Source organism: Pantoea sp. WEP (genome assembly GCF_041678305.1).
GTDB classification, from domain to species: Bacteria; Pseudomonadota; Gammaproteobacteria; order Enterobacterales; family Enterobacteriaceae; genus Pantoea; species Pantoea dispersa.
Genome location: NZ_JBGNXB010000001.1, coordinates 888,658 through 912,588, shown reverse-complemented (window position 1 = coordinate 912,588; position 23,931 = coordinate 888,658). Strand labels below are relative to the sequence as shown.

20 protein-coding genes and 1 other RNA gene are annotated in these 23,931 nt (G+C 58.2%); 6 read left to right on the top strand and 15 right to left on the bottom strand.

The genetic code is table 11. From position 1 onward, the window contains the following. Positions 1-5: 5 nt before the first annotated feature. From gcvT to ABVR31_RS04140, 5 genes are all read right to left on the bottom strand, one after another. Complete coding sequence (gene gcvT, locus ABVR31_RS04160; protein WP_372771865.1) at positions 6-1,103, bottom strand: glycine cleavage system aminomethyltransferase GcvT; 1,098 nt, start codon at positions 1,101-1,103, stop codon at positions 6-8. A gap of 554 nt (positions 1,104-1,657) precedes the next feature. Then, on the bottom strand, positions 1,658-2,860 hold the full coding sequence (gene ubiI / locus ABVR31_RS04155; protein ID WP_372771864.1) for an FAD-dependent 2-octaprenylphenol hydroxylase: 1,203 nt from the start codon (positions 2,858-2,860) through the stop codon (positions 1,658-1,660). A gap of 20 nt (positions 2,861-2,880) precedes the next feature. After that, positions 2,881-4,059 carry a 2-octaprenyl-6-methoxyphenyl hydroxylase gene (gene ubiH, locus ABVR31_RS04150; RefSeq protein ID WP_372771863.1) on the bottom strand — a complete coding sequence of 393 codons (1,179 nt, stop codon included), beginning with the start codon at positions 4,057-4,059 and terminating at the stop codon, positions 2,881-2,883. Further along, positions 4,056-5,378, bottom strand: coding sequence for a Xaa-Pro aminopeptidase (pepP, locus tag ABVR31_RS04145; RefSeq protein ID WP_104188393.1), 1,323 nt, complete (start codon positions 5,376-5,378; stop codon positions 4,056-4,058). The genes ubiH and pepP overlap by 4 nt, the downstream gene beginning before the upstream one ends. A gap of 50 nt (positions 5,379-5,428) precedes the next feature. Then, on the bottom strand, positions 5,429-6,010 hold the full coding sequence (locus ABVR31_RS04140; protein ID WP_325924900.1) for a YecA family protein: 582 nt from the start codon (positions 6,008-6,010) through the stop codon (positions 5,429-5,431). Positions 6,011-6,180: 170 nt separating this feature from the next. On the opposite strand from ABVR31_RS04140, the gene zapA reads away from it, so the two are divergent. The 3 genes from zapA to ABVR31_RS04125 all read left to right on the top strand — a co-directional run bounded on the left by zapA (position 6,181) and on the right by ABVR31_RS04125 (position 7,409). Next, a complete protein-coding gene (gene zapA / locus ABVR31_RS04135) occupies positions 6,181-6,510 on the top strand; it encodes a cell division protein ZapA (RefSeq protein ID WP_021506660.1) in 330 nt (109 codons plus the stop codon). A 39-nt stretch (positions 6,511-6,549) separates the two neighbouring features. After that, positions 6,550-6,733, top strand: a non-coding RNA gene (ssrS, locus tag ABVR31_RS04130) — 6S RNA. A 70-nt stretch (positions 6,734-6,803) separates the two neighbouring features. Then, the gene (locus tag ABVR31_RS04125) at positions 6,804-7,409 is read left to right on the top strand and encodes a 5-formyltetrahydrofolate cyclo-ligase (protein ID WP_058757099.1); all 606 of its coding nucleotides are present in this window, start codon (positions 6,804-6,806) and stop codon (positions 7,407-7,409) included. Positions 7,410-7,439: 30 nt separating this feature from the next. On the opposite strand, the gene serA is transcribed toward ABVR31_RS04125, so the two are convergent. Together serA and rpiA are read right to left on the bottom strand one after the other, a co-directional pair. Next, positions 7,440-8,678 (bottom strand): phosphoglycerate dehydrogenase, encoded by a 1,239-nt coding sequence (gene serA, locus ABVR31_RS04120; RefSeq protein WP_058757100.1) that lies wholly within the window; start codon positions 8,676-8,678, stop codon positions 7,440-7,442. A 279-nt stretch (positions 8,679-8,957) separates the two neighbouring features. Continuing rightward, positions 8,958-9,617 carry a ribose-5-phosphate isomerase RpiA gene (gene rpiA, locus ABVR31_RS04115; protein ID WP_021506657.1) on the bottom strand — a complete coding sequence of 220 codons (660 nt, stop codon included), beginning with the start codon at positions 9,615-9,617 and terminating at the stop codon, positions 8,958-8,960. A gap of 182 nt (positions 9,618-9,799) precedes the next feature. On the opposite strand from rpiA, the gene ABVR31_RS04110 reads away from it, so the two are divergent. Beyond that, a complete protein-coding gene (locus ABVR31_RS04110) occupies positions 9,800-10,705 on the top strand; it encodes a LysR family transcriptional regulator ArgP (RefSeq protein WP_021506656.1) in 906 nt (301 codons plus the stop codon). Positions 10,706-10,831: 126 nt separating this feature from the next. Here the strand turns inward: ABVR31_RS04110 and ABVR31_RS04105 are convergent, their stop codons facing one another. Next, positions 10,832-11,563, bottom strand: a complete 732-nt coding sequence (locus ABVR31_RS04105; RefSeq protein WP_058771547.1) for an oxidative stress defense protein — start codon at positions 11,561-11,563, stop codon at positions 10,832-10,834. Positions 11,564-11,782: 219 nt separating this feature from the next. Between ABVR31_RS04105 and ABVR31_RS04100 the strand changes: the two genes are divergently transcribed. After that, positions 11,783-13,090 (top strand): MFS transporter, encoded by a 1,308-nt coding sequence (locus ABVR31_RS04100; protein ID WP_059011508.1) that lies wholly within the window; start codon positions 11,783-11,785, stop codon positions 13,088-13,090. Here the strand turns inward: ABVR31_RS04100 and ABVR31_RS04095 are convergent. Beyond that, positions 13,077-13,775, bottom strand: a complete 699-nt coding sequence (locus ABVR31_RS04095) for a hypothetical protein (protein WP_058781302.1) — start codon at positions 13,773-13,775, stop codon at positions 13,077-13,079. The two genes, ABVR31_RS04100 and ABVR31_RS04095, sit on opposite strands and share 14 nt — an antisense overlap. 61 nt (positions 13,776-13,836) lie before the next feature. Between ABVR31_RS04095 and ABVR31_RS04090 the strand changes: the two genes are divergently transcribed. After that, positions 13,837-16,113 carry an FAD-dependent oxidoreductase gene (locus tag ABVR31_RS04090; RefSeq protein ID WP_371221687.1) on the top strand — a complete coding sequence of 759 codons (2,277 nt, stop codon included), beginning with the start codon at positions 13,837-13,839 and terminating at the stop codon, positions 16,111-16,113. On the opposite strand, the gene argO is transcribed toward ABVR31_RS04090, so the two are convergent. From argO to tkt, 6 genes are all read right to left on the bottom strand, one after another. Further along, positions 16,092-16,715, bottom strand: coding sequence for an arginine exporter ArgO (gene argO, locus ABVR31_RS04085; protein WP_159377874.1), 624 nt, complete (start codon positions 16,713-16,715; stop codon positions 16,092-16,094). The genes ABVR31_RS04090 and argO overlap by 22 nt on opposite strands. A 129-nt stretch (positions 16,716-16,844) precedes the next feature. Next, a complete protein-coding gene (gene mscS, locus ABVR31_RS04080) occupies positions 16,845-17,720 on the bottom strand; it encodes a small-conductance mechanosensitive channel MscS (protein ID WP_372771862.1) in 876 nt (291 codons plus the stop codon). A 188-nt stretch (positions 17,721-17,908) separates the two neighbouring features. Continuing rightward, the gene (fbaA, locus tag ABVR31_RS04075) at positions 17,909-18,988 is read right to left on the bottom strand and encodes a class II fructose-bisphosphate aldolase (RefSeq protein ID WP_021506649.1); all 1,080 of its coding nucleotides are present in this window, start codon (positions 18,986-18,988) and stop codon (positions 17,909-17,911) included. A 104-nt stretch (positions 18,989-19,092) separates the two neighbouring features. Continuing rightward, entirely contained in the window at positions 19,093-20,256 is a 1,164-nt protein-coding gene (pgk, locus tag ABVR31_RS04070) for a phosphoglycerate kinase (protein ID WP_021506648.1), read from the bottom strand. A gap of 51 nt (positions 20,257-20,307) precedes the next feature. After that, on the bottom strand, positions 20,308-21,327 hold the full coding sequence (epd, locus tag ABVR31_RS04065) for an erythrose-4-phosphate dehydrogenase (protein ID WP_150059335.1): 1,020 nt from the start codon (positions 21,325-21,327) through the stop codon (positions 20,308-20,310). A 398-nt stretch (positions 21,328-21,725) separates the two neighbouring features. Further along, positions 21,726-23,717: a transketolase gene (gene tkt, locus ABVR31_RS04060; protein ID WP_059011510.1), complete on the bottom strand. Its 1,992-nt coding sequence runs from the start codon at positions 23,715-23,717 to the stop codon at positions 21,726-21,728. Between the last annotated feature and the right edge of the window lie 214 nt (positions 23,718-23,931).

Here is a 23,931-nt window from a genome sequence, read left to right as displayed (position 1 = left end):
AAAAATTACTGAGCGACCGGCTTGCCGGCGCGAACAAAAATAGGTTTAGTCACTTTCACCGGCATTTCACGATTGCGGATTTCAACAATCGCCTGCTCACCGATACTGGCCGGCACGCGCGCCAGCGCAATGCTATAGCCCAGCGTTGGCGAGAAGGAGCCGCTGGTAATGATGCCCTGCTGCGGCTGGCCCTGCGCATCGGTAAAGCGCACCGTCAGACCGTTACGCAGCACGCCTTTTTCGGTCATCACCAGCCCGACCAGTTTTTCCGTGCCGTTCTCGCGCTGCGCTTCCAGCGCTTCACGGCCAATGAAATCACGGTCGCCGGGCTCCCAGCTGATGGTCCAGCCCATGTTGGCGGCCAGCGGCGAAACGCCTTCATCCATCTCCTGACCATACAGATTCATGCCAGCTTCGAGACGCAGCGTATCGCGTGCGCCCAGTCCGGCTGGTTTCACGCCCGCGGCCAGCAGCTGCTGCCAGAAATCTGCGGCCTGAGCGGCAGGCAGGGCGATTTCATAACCGGCTTCACCGGTATAACCGGTCGTGGCGATAAACAGATCGCCGGCCTGTACGCCAAAGAACGGCTTCATGCCTGCAACCGCGTCACGCTGTGCCGCGCTAAACAGGCTCTGTGCTTTTTGCTGCGCGTTCGGTCCCTGTACGGCGATCAGCGCCAGATCGTCACGCTCGGTGAGCGCAACCCCAAACGGCTGCGCATGCTCAGCGATCCACGCCAGATCCTTCTCGCGCGTGGCGGAGTTGACCACCAGGCGGAAGAAATCTTCGCTCATAAAGTAAACAATTAAATCATCAATGACGCCAGCTGAAGCATTCAGCATGCCGGTATAGAGGGCTTTGCCGGGCTGAGTCAGTTTGGCGACGTCGTTGGCCAGCAGGTAACGCAGAAATTCACGGGTGCGCGCGCCGTGCAGATCGACAATGGTCATGTGGGAAACGTCAAACATTCCGGCATCGTTGCGCACCGCATGGTGCTCATCCATTTGCGAGCCGTAGTGCAGCGGCATCATCCAGCCGTGGAAGTCCACCATGCGGGCACCGCAGGCCTGATGCTGTTCGAATAGAGGCGTTTGCTGAGTCATAACCATCCTGTGAAGACAAGTGAGTGTGACGCGCCTGCGCCGTCAGTTTTGAGCGACGCAAACGTTCTCTTTACGCTGAAGTTACCACCGAATCCGGCAATTAACCATAAGGAAAACGAGGGTGAAACCTTATCATCCTTTGTGCTGCCCCGGCAGCTATGCCAGCACATCTCACTGCATTTATGTGATTTACCGCGCATATAATTCACCTGATGCGCAGTAATTCAGCCGAATAATGGAAGCTGTACCGCAGACAAGGGAAATGGTTCGGGGACGAAAAGCATTTAGGATTAGTTAAAGTAATGCGAATTGAGGCCTGAAATTAGAATAAATCAAATGAAGGGCAATTTAGGTGCAGCGATGCACAATAATGGTGCCGGGGCGGGTTTTGCAGTGACGTTACCGGGTGCGCACAGGGTCGCGATGGATAGCGACAACGCTGTGCAGTTCGTTGATTCATGAGCGGCAGCCGACTGCCACGCCCATCCTTGAGGGGATCGCGTAACGTCAGTGCAGGAAAAACGGCACCTGAAACGGTGCCGTAATAAGGAGGGTTAGCGGATCCAGCCGGGCAGGTCGTTGAGACCCATGGCCTGCTTCAGCAGTAACGGCTTCACGCCAGGCAGCGTGTCGGCCAGCTTCAGCCCGACGTCGCGCAGCAGTTTTTTCGCCGGATGGTGCCCGGCAAACAGTTCACGGAAACCCTGCATGCCGGCCAGCATCAGCGCTGCGCTGTGCTTGCGGCTGCGTTCATAACGACGCAAATAGAGATGCTGGCCGATATCTTTGCCCTGCTGATGCAGACGGCGGATTTCGCCAATCAGCTCGGCGGCATCCATAAAGCCGAGGTTAACCCCCTGCCCGGCCAGCGGATGGATGGTATGCGCCGCATCGCCCACCAGCGCCAGCCGGTGCGCAGCAAAGTTGCGGGCGTAACGCGCCATCAGCGGGAAGGTTTTCCGTTCGCTTTCCACCTGGCACAGACCAAGGCGCATATCGAATGCCACCGACAACTGCTGGTTAAACAGCGCTTCCGGCATGGATTGCAGTCGCGCCGCTTCCTGCGGTGACAGCGACCAGACGATGGAACACAGGTGCGGATCCTGCATCGGCAGGAAGGCCAGAATGCCGTCGCCGTGGAACACCTGGCGCGCAATGGCATCGTGCGGCATATCGGTGCGTACGTTGGCCACCAGCGCGTGATGTTCGTAATCCCAGAAGGTAATCGGGATATCCGCTTTGTCACGCAGCCACGAGTTGGCCCCGTCCGCAGCAATCAGCAGGCGCGCGCTCATCATGCTGCCGTCCTGCAGGGTAATAAAGGCTTCGTTATCGCCAAACGCCACCTGCTGCAGCTGAGCCGGCGCAATCAGCGTCACGTCGCTACACTGGCTGGCGCGCTGCCACAGCGCACTGTGAATCACTTCGTTTTCAATGATATGTCCGAGGTGCGACAGCCCCTGCTGCTCGTCATCAAAGCTGATCGAGCCAAAGCTGTCCAGATCCCACACTTCCATGCCGTGATACGCGCTGGCGCGCAGCGCGAGGATGGTGGACCAGACATCGAGTTTTTGCAGCAGACGCTCGCTGGCGGCGTTGATGGCCGAGACGCGAACCGACGCTGGCGCCGCCGCATCAAATTGTGGCTCAGGCGCTTTTTCCAGCACCGCAACGCGCAGGCCGCTGCCCTGTAAGCCACAGGCCACCGCCAGACCGACCATGCCGCCACCGGCAATCGCCACATCAAATGTTTGCATTGCTGCCCCTTAATTCATGCTTAACGCTTAACCCAGCCGAGCGTGCGCACGGCAAGTGGGTTTCGCAGCCATGGCAGGTGGTCCATTGCCACCAGCCCAAGATTTCGTCCTGCCACCAGCGGGGCATAACGGTTGGCGAACAGCCGCACCAGACCGTCGGTGACGCCAATGGTCGCCGCGCGATCCGGCTGGCGGCGCGCAGCAAAATGGTGCAACACCGCGTGGCTGCCCGGATCCTGCTGGTGACGATGCGCCGCCGCAAGGGTTTCCGCCAGTGACATCACATCGCGCAGTCCGAGGTTAAAGCCCTGCCCGGCGATCGGATGCAGCGTTTGCGCCGCATTGCCAACCAGCGCCAGCCGGTGCGTCACCTGACGCTCTGCGGTCTGCAGCGCCAGCGGATAGATTTCGCGCTGGCCGGCGTGAGTAAAGCGCCCCAGCCGCCAGCCAAAGGCGCGCTGTAATTCATGCAGGAAGGTGGCATCGTCCCACTGCTTAACCGTGGCTTCGGCGGCCGCCGGATGACACCACACCAGCGACAGACGGTTGCCGGACATCGGCAGCAGCGCCAGCGGGCCATGCTGCGTGAAGCGCTCAAACGCGCGGCCCTGATGCGGTAACTGCGTCGCGACATTGGCAATCACCGCCAGCTGCTGGTAGTCGTCGCGCTGCCAGCGAATGCCGCAGGATGCCGCCAGCGGCGAGCGTGCGCCGTCAGCGGCCACCAGCAGCGCGCCCTGTAACGTTGCGCCGCTGCTGAGCGTCGCCTGCACGCTATCGGCGCTGCGGGTTACTGAGGTCACGTGATCCGGGCAGCACAGCGTCACGCCGGGTGCCTCACGCAGACGTTTAAACAGGCGCTGTCCCACGTCATACAGCTCGACCACGTTGCCCAATGCCGACAGCTGATAATCCTCAGCCTGCAGCTGAACAAACCCGCTGTGCCCGCGATCGGAGACGTGGATGTGGGTAATCGGCGTGGCGCAATCCGCCAGCGAACGCCACAGGTCAATTTCCGCCAGCTGCTGACAGGTGCCCGCCGCCAGCGCGATGGCGCGCCCGTCAAAGCCCGGGTGCGCGCGGCTGTCCGGCTGGTGACGCTCAATCAGCGTCACCGGCAACTGGCCCTGCGTCAGATGCGAAATCGCCAGTGCCAGCGTGGCGCCGGTCATGCCGCCGCCTGCAATCAGAATACTCATACGCCGCGCGCCGCCGCCATCAGTGCTTCGATCGCCTCAGCGTCTTTTACCACGCTGTCGGTCAGGTTTTCATTACCGTCGGCGGTGATGACGATGTCGTCTTCGATACGGATACCGATGCCACGATACTGCGCCGGCACTTTGGCATCCGGCGCGATATACAGGCCCGGTTCAACGGTGAGCACCATGCCGGGTTCAAGCAGGCGGTCGCGGCTGGGCGTGCCGTAGTGGCCGACGTCGTGCACGTCCAGCCCCAGCCAGTGACCAAGGCCGTGCATAAAGAACGGACGGTGCGCCTGCTCTTCAAACAGCGTATCGATATTGCCTTCCAGAATGCCCAGATCGACCAGACCGGTGATCATGATACGCACCACTTCGTCATTGACTTCATGGATGCTGATGCCCGGGCGGAACATCGACAGCGCCTTATACAGCGAGGCGAGCACGATGTCGTAGATCTCGCGCTGCGGCTGGCTGAATTTACCGTTAACAGGGAAGGTGCGGGTGATATCGCCAGCGTAGCCATGGAATTCGCAACCGGCATCAATCAGCACCAGATCGCCGTCGCGCATTTCGCTTTCGTTTTCGGTGTAGTGCAGAATGCAGCCGTTCTCACCGGAGCCCACAATGGTGTTGTAAGACGGAAAGCGCGCGCCATGGCGGGTGAATTCGTGATGGATTTCGCCTTCCAGCTGATACTCAAACATGCCGGGACGGCACGCCTGCATCGCACGGGTATGTGCCAGCGCGCTAATTTTTCCTGCGCGGCGCAGAATGGCGATCTCGTCTTCGCTTTTAAACAGGCGCATCTCATGCACCCAGGGACGCCAGTCGGTCAGCGTCGCCGGCGCGCTGAGGTTTTGCCGGAAACCACGGCGCAGTTTCTCCAGCGCGCTGAACACCAGCGTATCCGCTTCCGCGTATTCACCCTGTGCGTGATAGACCACGTCGAGTCCGTTGAGCAGCTGGTGCAGCTGCTCGTCAATCGCATCCCACGGCAGCGCGCGGTCAACGCCCAGCTTCGCCGGTGCGGCTTCCTGACCAAGCCGACGCCCGAACCAGATCTCCGCCGTCAGGTCGCGTACGCGGTTAAACAGCACGCTGTGGTTATGATTGTCATCGCTCTTGATTAAAACCAGCAGCGCCTGCGGCTCGTTGAAGCCGGTGAAGTACCAGAAGTCGCTGTTCTGGCGAAAGGGATATTCGGTGTCGTTGCTGCGCGTCACTTCAGGTGCAGCAAAAATCAAAGCCGCGCTGCCAGGCGCCATGCGGGCGATCAGCGCCTGACGACGTTGCCGGAAGGTTTCCAGTGTAATCATATTTGCACTCCCTGTAGAAAACGGGCAGCGACCTGCCCACGATGACGCGCTTAGTGTAGCGTAGGTTTTTGCACTTCCGGTGCGGTCGGCGTGCGTGGCCGGGTGAAGGTGTCATGGCACAGCAGCGCGGCAACGCGCACGTACTCAATCACCTCTTCCAGCGACTGTTCGAGCTCTTCCTGATCTTCATCTTCATCGTAGCCAAGTTGCGCAATGGTGCGCAGATCGTCAATCGCTTCGCCGGTCTCACCGGTCACTTTGTCCAGCTTCGGCTGCGTCACGCCCAGGCCCAGCAGGAAGTGATTGACCCAGCCGGCCAGCGCGTCAGCACGATCGAACACCGTGATGTCATCCTCATCCGGCAGCATCAGCTGGAACAGGAAACCCTCTTCATCCAGCGTGTTGACCAGGTTTTCATGCAGCGCCTGTAGCGGCTGCGACAGGCTTTGCGAGAACGCCATGCCCTCGTTAGTCAGGTCGTGCACCAGGGTTTTCCAACTGCTGTCCTGATTGCCGCCGCACAGAATGCCACACAGCAGTCCGTGCATCTCGGCGGGCGTCATGCCTACGCCCTGCTGGGAAAGTGCCGCGGCCAGCGCGTTGTAAGTGGGTGTTGCGTTCTGTAAAGACATAAGCTTTGGTCGTCGTTGGCAGAATAAGTTCGTGTTATGCTACCACCAGGTGCCTCAGGGTTTCCAGAAAAGGGGTTGTAACTTATCACGCGGGTCTATATAGTTGCGCACCTCCCAACCCATTGACAGGTAAGGGAGATGCGAACGAAGTAATCAGTCAGGATGGTGGCATGTCTGCACAACCGGTAGATATTCAGATTTTTGGTCGTTCATTGAGAGTGAATTGTCCGCCTGAACAGCAAGATGCGCTGAATCTGGCCGCAGAGGATCTCAATCAACGGTTGCAAGATTTAAAAGTTCGCACTAGAGTCACAAATACAGAGCAGCTGGTGTTCATCGCCGCGTTAAACATTTGCCACGAGCTGGCACAAGAGAAAGGTAAAACGCGCGATTACGCAGCCAATATGGAACAACGTATCCGTATGCTGCAGCAGACCATTGAGCAGGCATTAGTTGAGCAAGGTCGCATAACTGAACGTCAGGGCCCTAAATTCGAATAACACTTCATGGTACTCGTGTTAGAGTAACGGTGAAGTCAATTTTCTCTGAGATGTTTGCAAGCGGGCCAGTCCCCTGAGCCGATATTTCATACCAACAGAGTGTGACGCTCTGTAACCTGTGAGCATGCTCGGTCCGTCCGAGAAGCCTGATGGTTACGACGGCATACTCACCTTGAACCAAGGGTTCAAGGGTTACAGCCTGCGGCGGCATCTCGGAGATCTCCTCTTAGTTCCACCCTGTTATTCCCGGTGTGATAATGTGGCTATCAACAGCCTTATCAGCCGGGGACATCATGCCAGCACTCTCTCTTCTCGACCGACAGGATATTCGTCAGCATGTGCGCCATCTGCGCCGCAACCTTACGCCTGAGCAACAGGTTGAAGCCGCCGATCTGCTGGCTGAACATGCCATCAATTTTGCCCCGCTAGCCAGCGCACAACGCATCGCGCTGTTTCTCTCCGTTGATGGCGAAATCAATACCCGACCGCTGATTGCCAAACTGTGGCAGCAAAAGAAGCAGGTCTTTCTGCCGGTGCTGCACCCGTTTGCGCCCGGTCACCTGCTTTTTTTGCGTTACACGCCAGAAACCCCGCTGCGACCTAACAAGCTGCGCATCCCTGAGCCGCCGCTGGATATTACGCAGCTGGCGACGCTCGATCAGCTGGATGTGATGCTGGTACCGCTGGTGGCATTTGACGCGCAGGGACAACGCTTAGGCATGGGCGGGGGTTTTTACGATCGCACCCTACAGCACTGGCAGCAGCATGGCTTTTTACCGCTGGGTATTGCGCACGACTGCCAGCGCGTGGATGCGCTGCCGGTGGCGGCCTGGGATGTGCCATTGCCGGCGATTCTCACGCCGTCAAAGCTGTGGCAGTGGGAAACGCTGGCGGGATAAAGACAGGGCGCCCAGCGGCGCCCTGCGCTGTCAGTACAGCAGACGGGCGCGAATAGTGCCCGGAATCGCCTTCATCAGTTGCAGCGCTTTTTCCGCCACATCCTCTTCGGCATCAATATCGATAACCACATAACCCATCACTGGCGAGGTTTGCAGATACTGAGCGGCAATGTTGATGCCCTGCTCGGCAAAGATCTGGTTGATGGCGGTCAGCACGCCTGGACGGTTTTCATGGATGTGCAGCAGGCGGCTGGCGCTGGCAGCGTGCATCGGTAGCGAGACTTCCGGAAAGTTTACTGCGGAGAGCGTCGAGCCGTTGTCAGAGTACTTGGCCAGCTTGCCAGACACTTCCAGACCGATGTTCTCCTGCGCTTCCTGCGTTGATCCGCCGATGTGCGGCGTCAGGATCACGTTGTCGAATTCGCACAGCGGCGAGTTAAACGGATCGCTGTTGGTTGCAGGTTCAACCGGGAAGACGTCGATGGCCGCACCGGCGAGGTGTTTGCTGGCCAGCGCATTACACAGCGCCGGGATGTCGATCACGGTACCGCGCGCGGCGTTGATCAGCAGCGCACCAGGCTTCATCAGCGCCAGCTCTTCGCTGCCAATCATGTTCTGCGTGGACGGCGTTTCCGGCACGTGCAGGCTGACCACATCACTCATGTTCAGCAGGTCAGAGAGATGGCGCACCTGGGTGGCATTGCCCAGCGGCAGCTTGTTTTCGATATCGTAGAAAAATACGTGCATGCCGAGGCTTTCCGCCAGCACGCCGAGCTGCATCCCGATATGGCCGTAGCCAATGATACCCAGCTTCTTACCACGCGCTTCGTACGAACCGGTGGCGATTTTATTCCAGATGCCGCGGTGTGCTTTGGCGTTGGCTTCCGGAATGCCGCGCAGCATCAGCAGCATTTCGCCGATCACCAGTTCCGCGACCGAACGGGTATTGGAGAACGGGGCGTTGAACACCGGCACGCCGCGTTTCGCTGCCGCGCTGAGATCAACCTGGTTAGTACCAATACAGAAGCAGCCAACCGCCACCAGCTTTTCAGCCGCCGCGAAGATCTCTTCAGTCAGTTGGGTACGGGAACGGATACCAATGAAGTGGGCATCGCGGATGGAGGACTTCAGCGTCTCAGCATCCAGTGCGCCTTTGTGGAACTCGATGTTGGTGTAACCTGCGGCGCGCAGATTATCCAGCGCACTCTGGTGAACGCCTTCCACCAGCAGGAACTTAATCTTGTCTTTTTCCAGTGATACCTTTGCCATTTCCCGACCCTATTCAGAATTCAACGAGGACTACCATAAGGTAGCCTTCTGTCAAAATATCAAAATTTTCCGGCGCGGCAATACAAACGATTGCCTGCACGCCAGCACGCGCCCACGTGCAGACAACACAAATCCACACAAAATCGTGAGATGACGAGAGCGCAAAGTACGAACCTGCTGTTGATTAATCATTTGTGACATAAGTCACCAAATTTCACTGCAGCAAGAAAAGATGTTTTGCGGATGGAAATAACCGGCGCTGGCGGCGCGCCGGTGAGATCAATTGGTGATGGTTTTCACGCCGTCCGGCGTGCCAATCAGCGCGATATCCGCTCCGCGTGCGGCAAACAGCCCCACGGTGACGACACCCGGCAGCGCATTGATGGTTTTTTCCAGCGCAATCGGGTCAAGGATGCGCAGATTATGTACGTCGAGAATAATGTTGCCGTTATCCGTAACCACGTGCTGACGATACTCCGGCAGGCCGCCCAGCTTCACCAGCTCCCGCGCCACATAAGCGCGCGCCATCGGAATCACCTCCACCGGAAGCGGGAAGTTGCCCAGCACATCGACCTGCTTGGACGCATCAGCGATGCAGATAAATTTCTGCGCCACCGCCGCGACAATTTTCTCACGCGTCAACGCTGCGCCGCCGCCCTTGATCATCTGCATCTGTGGATTGATCTCATCAGCCCCGTCGACATACACCGACAGCGCATCCACGTTGTTGAGATCGAACACCGGAATGCCCAGCGATTTGAGCTTTTCGGTTGAGGCTTCCGAACTGGAAACCGCGCCCTCGATCTGATCCCTGATGGTACCAAGCGCGTCAATAAAGTGCGCCGCCGTTGAACCGGTGCCTACGCCAACAATGGTGCCTGGCTGCACGTACTGCAGCGCTGCCCAACCTACCGCTTTTTTCAGTTCATCCTGGGTCATGGTATGTTTAAAACCTGTGCGACATCGAAGTGCGCGTAGTATAAAACAAGGCGCTGTCAAAAAGCGCGGCTGACCGACGTTGGATGTAAGCCTTTGGAAGCCAGCCCGCAAAAACGCGTCGGCCGCACAGCTTCGCCGTTTTATGGCATAGTAGTTTCCACCCTGAACGAGAGAGAACAACAATGAAACGCCCGGATTATCGAACGCTTCAGGCGCTGGATGCTGTGATTCGCGAACGCGGCTTTGAGCGTGCCGCCCAGAAGCTGTGCATCACGCAGTCTGCGGTGTCGCAGCGCATTAAACAGCTGGAAAATTTATTTGGTCAGCCGCTGCTGGTGCGTACCGTGCCGCCGCGCCCGACCGAGCAGGGACAAAAATTGCTGGCGCTGCTGCATCAGGTGGAACTGCTGGAAGAGGAGTGGCTGGGGGATGATAACGGTGGCACCACGCCGCTGCTGCTGTCGCTGGCGGTGAACGCCGACAGTCTTGCTACCTGGCTGCTGCCGGCGCTGAAAGATGTGCTGGCCGACTCGCCGGTGCGCCTGAATCTGCAGGTGGAAGATGAAACCCGCACGCAGGAGCGTTTACGGCGCGGTGAAGTGGTCGGCGCGGTGAGTATCCAGCCGCAGCCGTTGCCAAGTTGCCTGGTGGATCAGCTGGGTGCGCTGGATTATCTGTTCTGCGCCTCGCCGGAGTTTGCCGCGCGCTATTTCCCCAATGGCGTGACGCGCTCGGCGCTGCTGAAAGCCCCGGCGGTGGCGTTTGATCACCTTGACGATATGCATCAGGCCTTTTTGCAGCAGAACTTTGATTTATCGCCGGGCAGCGTGCCGTGCCACATCGTGAACTCGTCAGAGGCTTTTGTGCAGCTGGCGCGTCAGGGATCGGTGTGCTGTATGATTCCGCACCTGCAGATTGAGCGCGAGCTGGCGCAGGGAGAGCTGGTTGATTTGACGCCGGGTCTGTATCAGCGCCGGATGCTGTACTGGCACCGTTTCGCGCCGGAAAGCCGTCTGATGCGCAGCGTGACCGATGCGCTGATTGCCCACGGCCACCGCGTATTGCGCCAGGATGAAGTTGCGGCCTGATCCACATTTTCAGGCTGTATGTTCATCATTTTTCCTGGTGCGCATAAATACGCACCCTACAGTAAACAATTGTGGTTCACGTAGGGTCGCCATTTATGGCGACCAGGAAACGCTAACAGCTTGTGATTACTGCGCCGTATTCGGTTTGATTTCGAATACCACATCCACCTGATCGTCAAAATGGATGCTCTGCTGCTCGTAGGTCTGCTGCGCGGTGGTGTCCGCTGCGGCACCGGCCGCTTTGTACATGCGCGCCATCGGCATCGGCTGGTAGTTAGCCACGTGATAGCGAATGCTGTACACCGGGCCCAGTTTGGCGTTGAAGCCTTCCGCCAGGGCGCTCGCCTGCTGTGTGGCATTGGCAATCGCCGCTTTACGCGCCTGATCTTTGTAGCTGTCCGCGTTAGCCACGCCCAGCTCAACAGAACGAATCTCATTCAGGCCCGACTTCAGCGCGCCGTCCAGCAGCTCATTCAGCTTATCCAGCTGGCGCAGCGTCACTTCCACCTGACGCACCGCACGGTAGCCTTTCAGCACCGATTTACCCTCTTTGGTGTAGTCATACTCCGGCTGGGTGCTGAGATTAGCCGCATCAATATCTTTCTTCTCGATGCCGTTCTTTTGCAGGAAATCAAAATATTGCGCCACGCGGTCGTCAGCCTGTTTTTTTGCATCCGCCGCGTCTTTCGACGAAACATTCACCACGATGGAGAGCGTCGCCATATCCGGACGGGCATCCACGCTGGCCTGTCCTGATGTCACAACGTGCGGTCCGTTCGGCACTTCTCCCGCCTGGACCAGACCGGACAGTGCGCCCGTGCTCATTACGGCGGCCAGCGCCAGTGCTTTCAGTTTCACGAAAGTCCTCCTTGAAGGGTTCAATTTGCAGGTCGCCACTATGGCGAAACCCAAAACACATTACTATGCGTGATGGTCTGAGTTTGAAATTAGCAAAAAGTTCGGCTTTGCTCAGGTTTAACGTATCCGCGATCGCAAATTTATCGCTACAGATTCGCTGAAAAGCGCCGCCTGCGTTTCTATTAAAGAAACACTTCTGCCCCTCGGGAGAGTTGTATTATGACAGAACAGCCACTTAGCCAAAGCGCGGTCAGCGTGCGAGCCGGACGCACACGCTTTATGATGCTGGCACTGGTGTTTATCAACATCATCATTAACTACATGGATCGCACCAACCTGTCGGTGGCCGCCACGCAGATGGCCGGTGAACTGCGCTTCACGCCGCTGGAGATGGGGCTGATCTTCTCGGCGTTCGGCTGGATCTATGCGGCGCTGCAGATTCCCGGCGGATTCCTGATCGATCGTCTCGGCGCGCGGCTGGTATACGGCGCGGGGCTGTTTGCCTGGTCGCTGATCACCGCACTGCACGCTTTTGCCAGCAGCTTCGGCGCGCTGTTCGGTCTGCGCCTCGGCGTGGGTGCTTTCGAAGCGCCGGTGATGCCGGCTAACAATCGGGTGATTTCCAGCTGGTTCCCCGAGCAGGAGCGCGCCAGTGCAATTGGCATCTACTCGTCCGCACAGTTTGTTGGCCTCGCCTGTATGACGCCGCTGCTGTTTCACGTGCAGGCTGCGTTTGGCTGGCGCGGGCTGTTTCTGATTACCGGCGTGGCGGGCATGATTTGGGCGCTGGTGTGGTATCTGCTGTATCGCGAGCCGAACCAGCACAAAGGTGTATCAGAGGCTGAACTTAACTATCTGCGTGACAATGGCGCACTGCTGGAAAATCGCCAGGGCAGCCAGCCGCCGCGTGCACGCTGGGCCGATCTGGCGCAGATGTTTCGCAGCCGCAAGCTGGTCGGCATCTATATTGGCCAGTTCACCATCTCCGCCACCTTCTGGTTTTTCCTCACCTGGTTTCCCACCTATCTGGTGGAGTATCGCCATATGGACTTTATCAAGAGCGGCTATGTGGCGTCGCTGCCTTACTTCGCGGCGTTTTGTGGTGTGCTGCTGGCTGGCTTTGCCTCAGACCGCATGATCCGGCGCGGCGTGTCAGCCAGCGTGGCGCGCAAGCTGCCGGTGATCCTCGGCCTGTTCCTCACGCTGTTCATTTTGGGTGCTAACTACACCGAAGATTCGCGGCTGATCATCCTGTTTATGTCGCTGGCGTTTTTTGGTAATGGCCTCGCGACCATCACCTGGGTGTTTGTTACCGCGCTGGCGCCGCGCCATCTGATCGGTCTGGCCGGCGGCGTATTTAACTTTACCGGCGCGCTGTCATCGATCGTGGTGCCCATCGCCATCGGCGCCCTGATTGACGGCAGTAACTTCGCGCCGGCGCTGGCCTTTATCGCCGTGCTGGCCGCTATTGGCATCTGCAGCTATCTGTTTGTGGTAGGAAAAATTGACCATGTCAGCGCGCGCTGATGAGCCGTTTCGCCAGCGCGTGCAGCTGTTGCAGACGCTGCGCCAGCTGGTCCTCATCGGCCTGCCAGATTTTGGCGAAGGCCAGCGCCGCACGATTGTTATTGATCGGCTGCGCCATACTGATTTCGCCGTCCTCGCGATGCCACACCAGATAATCCCCGGTGCGTTTGCGCGCCAGCAGTGGCGCAATCTGCGCCCACTGTTCGTCACTGAAGCGTGGCCGCAGCACCTCGTCACTCTCCGCCGCCAGCAGCGCGACGCCAATCACCGACTGCCACGCGGGCAGCATGCGGAATCCGGCCAGCGCCTGGCTGGTGCTGGTACGCTCGCCGGGCTCCGAGTGCCAGATGTAGATGACCTGGTCCTCCCACAGCACGCCAAGCGCCACCACGATATCGCGCGGCGCGTGCGCCTCCAGCTGCGGCAGTGCCGAAGCAAACAGCGACGATCCACGAATGGCCTGCGCCGCCAGCGCATGAATGCCCGGGCCCGGCAGGTAGCGCCGGTGTTCATCCTGAATCGTCAGGCCGATGGACGCCATGGTCATCAGCAGACGGTTTACCCGTGTGCTGTTCATCCCCATCTGGCGCGCCAGTTCACGGCCGCCGACCGCTTTGTCACTGGATACCAGATATTGCAGGCAGCGAATTCCGTCAATCAGGCTCTGGTTGGGTTGCGAAGACATAAATCACCTTGTGACGGTAAAAATTCAATCTTAGCAGCCTTCAGGCGGGAGTAACCTCATGATGCAAACTTTCTCTTCTCAGGCCGCGCGTGCCTTTCCGTTGCAGTCATTACACGCCGATGTGCTGGTCGCCGGTGGCGGTCTGGCTGGCGTGTGCGCCGCGCTGGCTGCGGCACGCGCGGGCCAGCAGGTGGTGCTGATTCAGGATCGCCCGGTCCCCGGCGGCAACGCCTCCAGCGAAGTGCGGCTGTGGGCCAACGGCGCGACGTCGCATATGGGTAATAACAACCGCTGGGCGCGTGAAGGCGGCATCATGGGCGAGATCATGGAGGAGAACCTGTGGCGCAACAAAGAGGGCAACCCGGTGCTGTTCGACATGGTGCTGCTGGACATCGTGCAGGCGCAGCCGCGTCTGACGCTGCTGCTCAATACCGTGGTCAGCGACATCGAAAAATCCGCGCAGCGCCTGCAGGCGGTTCAGGCTTTCAACGCCATCAATCAGACCCGCTATCGCGTGACGGCCGACCAGTTTATCGATGCCAGCGGCGACGGCGTGCTCGGCTATCTGGCCGGGGCAGCGCACCGTGTGGGCGCAGAATCACCGCAGGAGTTTGGCGAAAAAATGGCGCCGGGCGAGCAGTTTGGCCACAAGCTCGGCCACTCGATTTATTTTTATACCAAACGCAGCGCGCAGCCGGTGCGCTTTGTACCGCCCTCCTTTGCGCTGAAAGAGATCACCGCCATTCCGCGCTATAAACGCCTGAGCTCCGATCTCAACGGCTGCGATCTGTGGTGGCTTGAGTGGGGCGGCCGGCTGGATACCGTGCATGAAAGCGAAACCATCAAGTGGGAGCTGTGGAAAATTGTCTGGGGCGTGTGGGATTACATCAAAAACTCCGGCGAGTTTGCCGATGCCGACACGCTGACCATTGAATGGGTCGGGCTGATTCCCGGCAAGCGCGAGAGCCGACGCTTTCTCGGCGACACCCTGCTGTGTCAGCAGGATATCATCGCGCAGCGCGACCACTACGATGCGGTGGCCTACGGCGGCTGGTCGATTGACCTGCATCCGGCCGACGGCGTGTACAGCGCTCACGACGGCTGCCGCCAGTTCCACAGCAAAGGCACTTACACCATTCCGTTTCGGGCGCTGTACAGCCAGTCGCTGGATAATCTGCTGCTGACCGGCCGGCTTATCTCTGCCACGCACGTTGCCTTTGGCAGCGCGCGCGTGATGTGCACCTGTGGCGTGCTGGGCGAAGTGGTGGGCCGCGCGGCGGCGCTGTGTCAGCAGCATAACCAGACACCGCGTCAGCTGGCGCAGCCGGAGCATATTGGTCAGCTGCAGCAACAGCTGCTGCGCCACGGCGCGTTCATTCCGCGTCAGCAGCTGGCGCATCCGGCCGGTGCCGCTCAGGTCAGCGCCAGCAGCACCTTCGCGCTGCACGCCCTGCCCGCGGATGGCGGCTGGCACGCCCTCACCTCGCGCTGCGCCCTGCTGCTGCCGCTTAAAGCCGGAGAACACCTGCCGGCGCTGACGGTGCAGCTGCGGGCGTCATCCGCGCAGACGCTGCAGGTTTCACTGCTGACCAGCGACAATCCGGCCAATACCTGCGGCGATCGGCTGCTGGCCACGCACAGCCTGCATATCGACGGTGAAGAGGCGTATTCGCTGCCGTTTGACTACCGTGCGGAGTGCGATCGCTACCTGTTTATCGCCTTTGAAGAAAATCCGGCGGTTGAAGTGGCGCTCACCCGTCAGCGCCTGCCGGGCATCATGATGGTCTTCAACAGCCTCAATCCGCGCGTCGCGAAACGCACCCGGCAGATAAACGACGGCGATTACGGCGTGGATGAGTTTGACTTCTGGCTACCGCGCCGCGCGCCCAATCAGATCCTGATTGCGTTTAGTCTGGCGACGCCGCTGCGGTTGTGGCACTGCGACTATTTGCTCAACGGTAAACTGCGGCCGGAAAGTCACACCAACGGCTGGCTGCCGGCAGCGGACGATCGCCAGCCGTGGGTGTGCTGGCAGTGGCCGGACGCGCAGCGCGCCAGCCAGATTACGCTGCTGTTCGATAACGATTTCGATCATGCGATGGAAACGGTGCAGATGGGCCATGCGCAGGCGGTGACGCCGCACTGCACTACCCATTATCGCCTGTGGCTGGATAACACGCTGCTGGCCGAGGTCAGCGATAATCATCACTCGCTGTGCCATCATGCGCTGCCCCCGGATACCACGTTCCGCCAGATTCGGCTGGAGCTGCTGGCCAGCGCAGGCGCCCTGCCCGCGCTTTACGGCCTGCATGTGCATCACCAGCCGGCGATGCCCTGACGCGCCAGCTGCAGGGCGATAAACCACATCACGCCGCCCACCAGCAGATTAATGATGCGCTGCGCGCGCATGGTGCGCAGGCGCGGCGACAGCCAGGCGGCCAGTAGCGCCAGACCGAAAAACCACAGCAGCGAGGCGCTGGCGGTGCCGAAAGCGAACCAGCGGCGCGCCTCCGCCGACGGCAGCTGACTGCCGAGGCTGCCGAGCACCACGAAGGTGTCGAGATAGACATGCGGATTGAGCCAGGTCACCGCCAGCATAGTCGCGACAATGCGCCAGCGCCCCTGCTTCAGCGCCGCCTCTGACGCCAGCGTGACATCGCCCTGCCAGGCACTGCGCAGCGCGCCCCAGCCATACCACAGCAGAAACGCCACGCCAGCCCAGGTGATCAGCATCAGCAGAACCGGCGACTGCTGCAACAGCGCGCTGCCGCCAAATATTCCGCCACAGATCAGCGCAATATCGCTCAGTGTGCACAACGACGCGGTCATCAAATGGTAATGGCGCTTAATGCCCTGGTTCAGGACGAAGGCATTTTGCGGGCCCAACGGCAGGATCAGCGCAGCGCCAAGGGCAAGCCCTTGTAAGTAAACAGATAACACAGAAGAGTTCCTGAAAAAGTAGTATTGCTGTGCAGTATAGTGAGGCGCGGATATTAGCGGAAATGGAAAGAATTAATCGGTCATTAGCGGAACTGATAAAACAAGGGCACCCGCCGGTGCCCTGATAACTTACTCGCTGCGCGCAGGCTGCTGCGCCTCGCTCTGCACCTGATGCAGGTGCACGTCCATCTGCGGATAAGGAATACCGATACCGTGCGCATCCAGCGTGCGCTTGAAGTTCTTCATCAGATCCCAGTAGACGTTCTGCAGATCACCGCTTTTGCTCCAGCAGCGCACCACAAAGTTCAGCGACGAAGCCGCCAGTTCGTTCAGGCCAATCTGAATATCCAGATCTTTCAGCACGCGCTCGTCAGCTTCCACCACTTCACGCAGCAGCTCGATCACCTGATCGACATCCGCATCGTAGGCGACGCCAATAATGAACTCGTTGCGGCGGATAGGTTCGCGCGAAAAGTTAACGATGTTGCCAGCGATGATTTTGCCGTTTGGCACCACCACGATTTTGCCGTCAGCGGTTTTCAGCGTGGTCGAGAAGATCTGTACATTCTGTACGGTCCCCATCACGCCACCGAGATCGACGAACTCACCGGTGCGGAATGGACGGAAGGTCACCAGCAGTACGCCTGCCGCCAGGTTGGAGAGCGATCCCTGCAGTGCCAGACCGACGGCCAGACCGGCAGCACCGAGCACGGCAATCACCGAGGCGGTCTGCACACCGACGCGGCCCAGCGCGGCAATAATCGTGAAGGCAATGATACCGTAGCGCACCAGCGCCGAGAGGAAATCAGCCACGGTGGCATCAATATGACGCGCGACCAGCAGGCGATTGACGCCGTTTGATACCACGCGCGCGATAATCATCCCGACAATAATGATGGCGATAGCCGCCACGATGTTCACCGCATAGCTGAGGATCAGCGCCTGGTTGCGCACCAGCCAGCCACCTGCATTGTTAATGCCGTCAACGACGTTAAGATCTTCCATTTGTTAGCCCTGTTGTTGAGTTTCCCGCAGGAAAGTACAAAAACTGCCAGATTCAATCCGACACTCCCGAGTACAAGGGTAAACAATAATGGGGCGAAGCGCCAAAAATGTGCTGTATAAACCGGGATTTCCAGACGGGACGCATAAAAAAAGGCCCTTTCGGGCCTTTTTTGTACGGTAAGCAAAAATTACAGTACGTCGACAGCGTTCAGCTCTTTGAAAGCCTGCTCTAAGCGCACAACCATGGAAGATTGTGCCGCACGCAGCCAGACGCGTGGGTCGTAGTATTTTTTGTTCGGGCTGTCAGCACCGTTCGGGTTACCAAGCTGACCCTGCAGGTACGCTTCGTTGGTTTTGTAGTACTGCAGGATGCCGTCCCAGGTTGCCCACTGGGTATCGGTATCGATGTTCATCTTGATCACGCCGTAGCTGATAGACTCTTCGATTTCTGCAGCAGAAGAACCGGAACCGCCGTGGAACACGAAGTCCAGCGCGTTGTGCGGCAGGCCGTGTTTCTCTGAAACGTATTTCTGCGAATCACGCAGAATGGTTGGAGTCAGTTTCACGTTGCCTGGCTTGTACACGCCGTGCACGTTACCGAAGGACGCAGCGATGGTGAAACGCGGGCTGATTTTGCTCAGCTCGGTGTAAGCGTAATCCACGTCTTCTGGCTGAGTGTACAGTGCAGAAGCGTCCATGTGGCTGTTGTCCACACCATCTTCTTCACCACCGGTGCAGCCCAGTTCGATTTCCAGCGTCATATCCAGTTTCGCCATGCGCGCCAGATATTTAGAAGAAATCTCGATGTTCTCTTCCAGTGACTCTTCAGACAGGTCGATCATGTGTGAAGAGAACAGAGGCTTACCGGTTTTTTTGAAGTGCTCTTCGCCAGCATCCAGCAGGCCGTCGATCCACGGCAGCAGTTTCTTCGCACAGTGGTCGGTGTGCAGGATTACTGGCACGCCGTACTGTTCAGCCATCAGATGCACATGGTGTGCACCAGCGATTGCGCCGAAAATCGCGGCGCCCTGTGGTTTGTCGGTTTTGAAACCTTTACCGGCGATGAAGGCAGCACCACCGTTGGAGAACTGAACGATGACCGGCGCTTTAACTTTAGCCGCAGCTTCCAGTACCGCGTTGATGGAATCCGTGCCGACGCAGTTAACGGCTGGCAGAGCGAATTTGTTTTCTTTCGCTACTTGGAAAATTTTCTGAACGTCATCACCAGTGACAACGCCGGGTTTTACGAAATCAAAAATTTTAGACATGGTTGTGTCCTGTTTCGTTTATCGTCCACTCCCCAATGGGAATGCGATCTGTTCGCCCACAGCGGGCAAGCCTTCAGACAGCGCCGAAGCGCTGCCCCCAAAAATTACTGCTTCGCGCGCTCTTCCAGCATGGCTACTGCCGGCAGTTTTTTGCCTTCCACGAACTCGAGGAACGCACCGCCACCGGTAGAGATGTAGGAGATTTTGTCCTCGATACCGAACAGGTCGATAGCCGCCAGGGTATCACCGCCGCCGGCAACAGAGAACGCGTCGCTGTCTGCGATAGCGTTGGCAACGATTTCGGTGCCCTTACGGAAGTTCGGGAACTCAAACACGCCAACCGGACCGTTCCACAGAATGGTTTTTGCGTCTTTCAGCAGTTTCGCCATGTTTTGTGCGGTTTCGTCACCGAAGTCCATAATTTCTTCGTTATCCGCTACTTCGGAAACCTTTTTCACGGTTGCCGGGGCAGTTTCGGAGAATTCCGTGCCGACGCGTGAATCGGTCGGTACCGGAATGCCGTACTGGTCGCGCAGGCCTTTAGCGGCCTCAACGAAGTCTGGCTCGTACAGCGATTTGCCGACGTTGTTGTCGATCGCCACGAAGGTGTTAGCGATACCGCCACCGACAATCACGGTGTCAGCGATTTTCACCAGCGACTGCAGCACGTCGAATTTGGTCGACACTTTAGAACCACCCACCACGGCGACCAGCGGACGCTGTGGATTGCTCATCACTTTGCCCAGTGCTTCCAGTTCGGCAGACAGCAGCGGACCGGCACAGGCGATAGGGGCGAATTTGCCCACGCCGTGAGTGGACGCCTGCGCGCGGTGCGCGGTGCCGAATGCATCCATGACGAACACGTCACACAGCGCGGCATATTTCTTCGACAGGGTTTCGTCGTCTTTTTTCTCGCCTTTGTTGAAGCGAACGTTTTCCAGCACCACCAGTTCACCCGCGCCCACTTCAACGCCATCGAGGTAGTCTTTCGCCAGGGTCACGTTAGTGCCGTTCAGTTTTTCTTTCAGGTAGTTAACAACCGGCAGGAGGGAGAACTCTTCGTTATATTCACCTTCGGTCGGGCGACCCAGGTGAGAGGTAACCATCACTTTCGCGCCCTGTTTCAACGCCGCTTCGATGGTAGGCAGAGAAGCACGAATACGTGCATCTGACGTCACTTTCCCTTCTTTCACTGGTACGTTGAGATCGGCACGGATCAGAACGCGTTTACCAGCAAGATCCAGATCGGTCATCTTAATTACAGACATGGTGAACCCTCTCGTTGATTCTCATAAGTTTTGCCAGACGCAGTCCGCGTCTTACCTGAAACCGCTTGCGGCCATTGCTAACGTGGTGTCGATCATGCGGTTAGCAAAGCCCCATTCGTTGTCACACCAGACCAGGGTTTTGATCAGGTGGTGACCGCTGACCCGCGTTTGCGTGCCGTCCACTATGGCACTGTGCGGATCGTGGTTAAAATCTACTGAGACTAACGGTAATTCCGTATAGTCAACTATACCACGAAATGCCCCCTCTGACGCGTTTTGCAGCAACGCGTTGACCTCACACGCCTTCACCGCCTGGCGCACCGAAACGCTCAGATCAATGGCGGTCACGTTGATCGTTGGCACGCGCACCGCGATAGCCTCGAAGCGATCGTTAAATTTCGGAAAAATACGGGTAATGCCAGCGGCAAGACGCGTATCGACCGGAATGATCGACTGACTGGCGGCACGGGTACGGCGCAGGTCGCTGTGATACGCGTCAATCACTTGCTGATCGTGCATCGCCGAGTGAATGGTGGTCACGGTGCCCGACTCAATGCCAAAGGCGTCATCCAGCAGCTTGATCACCGGAATAATGCAGTTGGTGGTGCAGGATGCGTTGGAGACAATGCGGTCAGTTTGTTTAAGAGCCTGTTCGTTAACGCCGAACACTACGGTGGCATCCAAATCGTTGCCGCCGGGATGCGAGAACAACACTTTTTTCGCGCCAGCCTGCAGATGCGCTTCACCATCGTCGCGGCTGCCGAACACGCCGGTGCAGTCCAGCACGATATCGACATTCAGCTCGCGCCACGGCAGCGCGGCAATCTCCGCCTGATGCAGGATACGGATGGTATCGTCACCAACCCACAGCTGATCGCGCTCCTGGCGGACGTCAAAGGCAAAGCGGCCGTGGCTGGTGTCGTACTTCAGCAGATGCGCCATGCCAGCCGCTTCCGCCAGTTCGTTAATCGCCACTACGGTGATTTCCGCCCGGCGACCGGTTTCATACAGCGCACGCAACACGTTGCGCCCGATACGACCAAAACCATTTATTGCGATACGAATGGTCATCTCACTTCCTGCAGCCACACCTGAAAAAACGTGCCAAATACCTTGAGCGTTTCGCTGCGTTTTGTACAGGGAATTCTTGCCCGGTTACGGTTGCTGACGGAGAGCACACGGCTGCAACTGAAACGGTTCAGCGAGAATAAAGCATGGAAGGAATAACAGGAATGATTGCGATCAACTGTGCTGCTGATTATTGGATCTGCGTCACAAATTCAGGCAATGACAATTATTACTGCAGGAATAATTGAACCGTTTCAGGTTCAGGCGATAACAGGGCCGCCGATCTGCACATCGGTGTCGCGGCGCAATTTATTGCGCGTGGTAAAGCATGAGGATGGCAGCAGAAATGCGCGATGAATCGCGCCGCTACAACGCACAGCGGCGCGACGGGTTACGCGAAATTACAGAATCGATTTCGCGGTTTTCACCACGTTGGCCACGGTGAAGCCGAACTCTTCGAACAGCTTCTCAGCTGGCGCTGACTCACCGAAGGTGGTCATGCCAACGATGGCACCGTGCAGGCCGGTGTATTTAAACCAGTAATCCGCAATACCGGCTTCGATAGCAACGCGTGCGCCAACTGCTTTCGGCAGCACAGACTCACGATAAGCCGCATCCTGCTTATCAAACGCATCAGTAGACGGCATGGACACCACGCGCACCTTACGACCTTCCGCGCTCAGCTGCTCGTAAGCGCCGACTGCCAGCTCAACTTCAGAACCGGTCGCAATCAGAATCAGCTCCGGCGTGCCGTCGCAATCTTTCAGCACGTAACCACCGCGCGCCACGTTAGCCAGCTGCTCAGCGCTACGATCCTGCTGCGCCAGGTTCTGACGCGAAAAGATCAGGGCTGATGGGCCGTCAACGCGCTCGATAGCGTATTTCCACGCCACCGCAGATTCCACCTGGTCACACGGACGCCACAGGCTCATGTTCGGGGTGGTGCGCAGGCTGGCCATCTGCTCAACCGGCTGGTGCGTCGGGCCATCTTCACCCAGACCGATAGAGTCGTGGGTATAAACCATCACCTGACGGATTTTCATCAGCGCCGCCATGCGTGCCGCGTTACGCGCGTACTCGACGAACATCAGGAAGGTTGCGGTGTACGGCAGGAAGCCACCGTGCAGCGCGATACCGTTGGCGATGGCGGTCATACCAAACTCACGCACGCCGTAATGAATGTAGTTACCTGCGGCATCTTCATTAATCGGCTTCGAGCCAGACCACATGGTCAGGTTGCTTGGCGCCAGGTCAGCCGAGCCTCCCAGATATTCCGGCAGCAGCTTACCGAAAGCTTCGATGGCATTCTGCGACGCTTTACGGCTGGCGATTTTTGCCGGATTAGCCTGCAGCTGCTCGATGAACTTCTGCGATTCCGCCTGCCAGTTAGCAGGCAGCTCGTTGTTCACGCGGCGTTTGAATTCGGCGGCCAGTTCCGGATGTGCAGCGGCGTAAGCAGCAAACTTCTCGTCCCAGGCTTTCTCTTTCGCCTGGCCGGCTTCTTTGGCATCCCACTGTGCGTAGATTTCAGAAGGAATCTCAAATGGCGCGTAGTTCCAGCCCAGCTGTTTGCGGGTCAGCGCGATTTCGTCGTCACCCAGCGGGGCACCGTGCGAATCGTGCGTACCGGCTTTGTTCGGGGAACCGAAACCGATGATGGTTTTGCACATCAGCAGCGATGGCTTGTCGGTGACCGCTTTGGCTTCTTCTACCGCTTTTTTGATCGCGTCGGCGTCGTGACCGTCCACGCCACGCACCACGTGCCAGCCGTAGGCTTCGAAGCGTTTGGCGGTGTCGTCGGTGAACCAGCCATCCACGTGACCGTCGATCGAGATGCCGTTGTCGTCATAGAACGCCACCAGCTTGCCGAGCTTCAGGGTACCGGCGATGGAGCACACTTCGTGCGAGATGCCTTCCATCATGCAACCGTCGCCCATGAACACGTAAGTGTGATGGTCTACGATGTCATGGCCCGGACGGTTGAACTGCGCCGCCAGCGTGCGCTCAGCAATGGCGAAGCCCACGGCGTTCGCGATGCCCTGACCCAGTGGGCCGGTGGTGGTTTCTACGCCTGCGGTGTAGCCGTATTCCGGGTGACCTGGGGTTTTAGAGTGCAGCTGACGGAAGTTCTGCAGCTCGCTCATCGGCAGGTCATAGCCGGTGAGGTGCAGCAGGCTGTAAATCAGCATCGAGCCGTGGCCGTTGGACAGCACGAAACGGTCGCGATCTGCCCACAGCGGGTTAGTTGGATTGTGGTTCAGGAAATCACGCCACAGCACTTCAGCGATATCGGCCATGCCCATTGGGGCACCCGGATGTCCCGATTTCGCTTTCTGTACTGCATCCATACTTAACGCGCGAATGGCGTTGGCAAGCTCTTTACGAGAGGGCATCTTCTACTCCAGGTCGGATTAATGCTCCGCCACGCTTAACTGATTGTAATTAATGAGTTATAAGGCGAAGCGAGAAAAAAGTCGCACATCAATGTACATGAAAATCGGGGCAAAAGTACATGTATCAGGATGCTAAATCTGCGGTTCAGGGTTGCATTTCGGGGCCTGTCTGCTAGCCAATCCGCCCCTGGCACGCTATAACCAATGCGTTTAA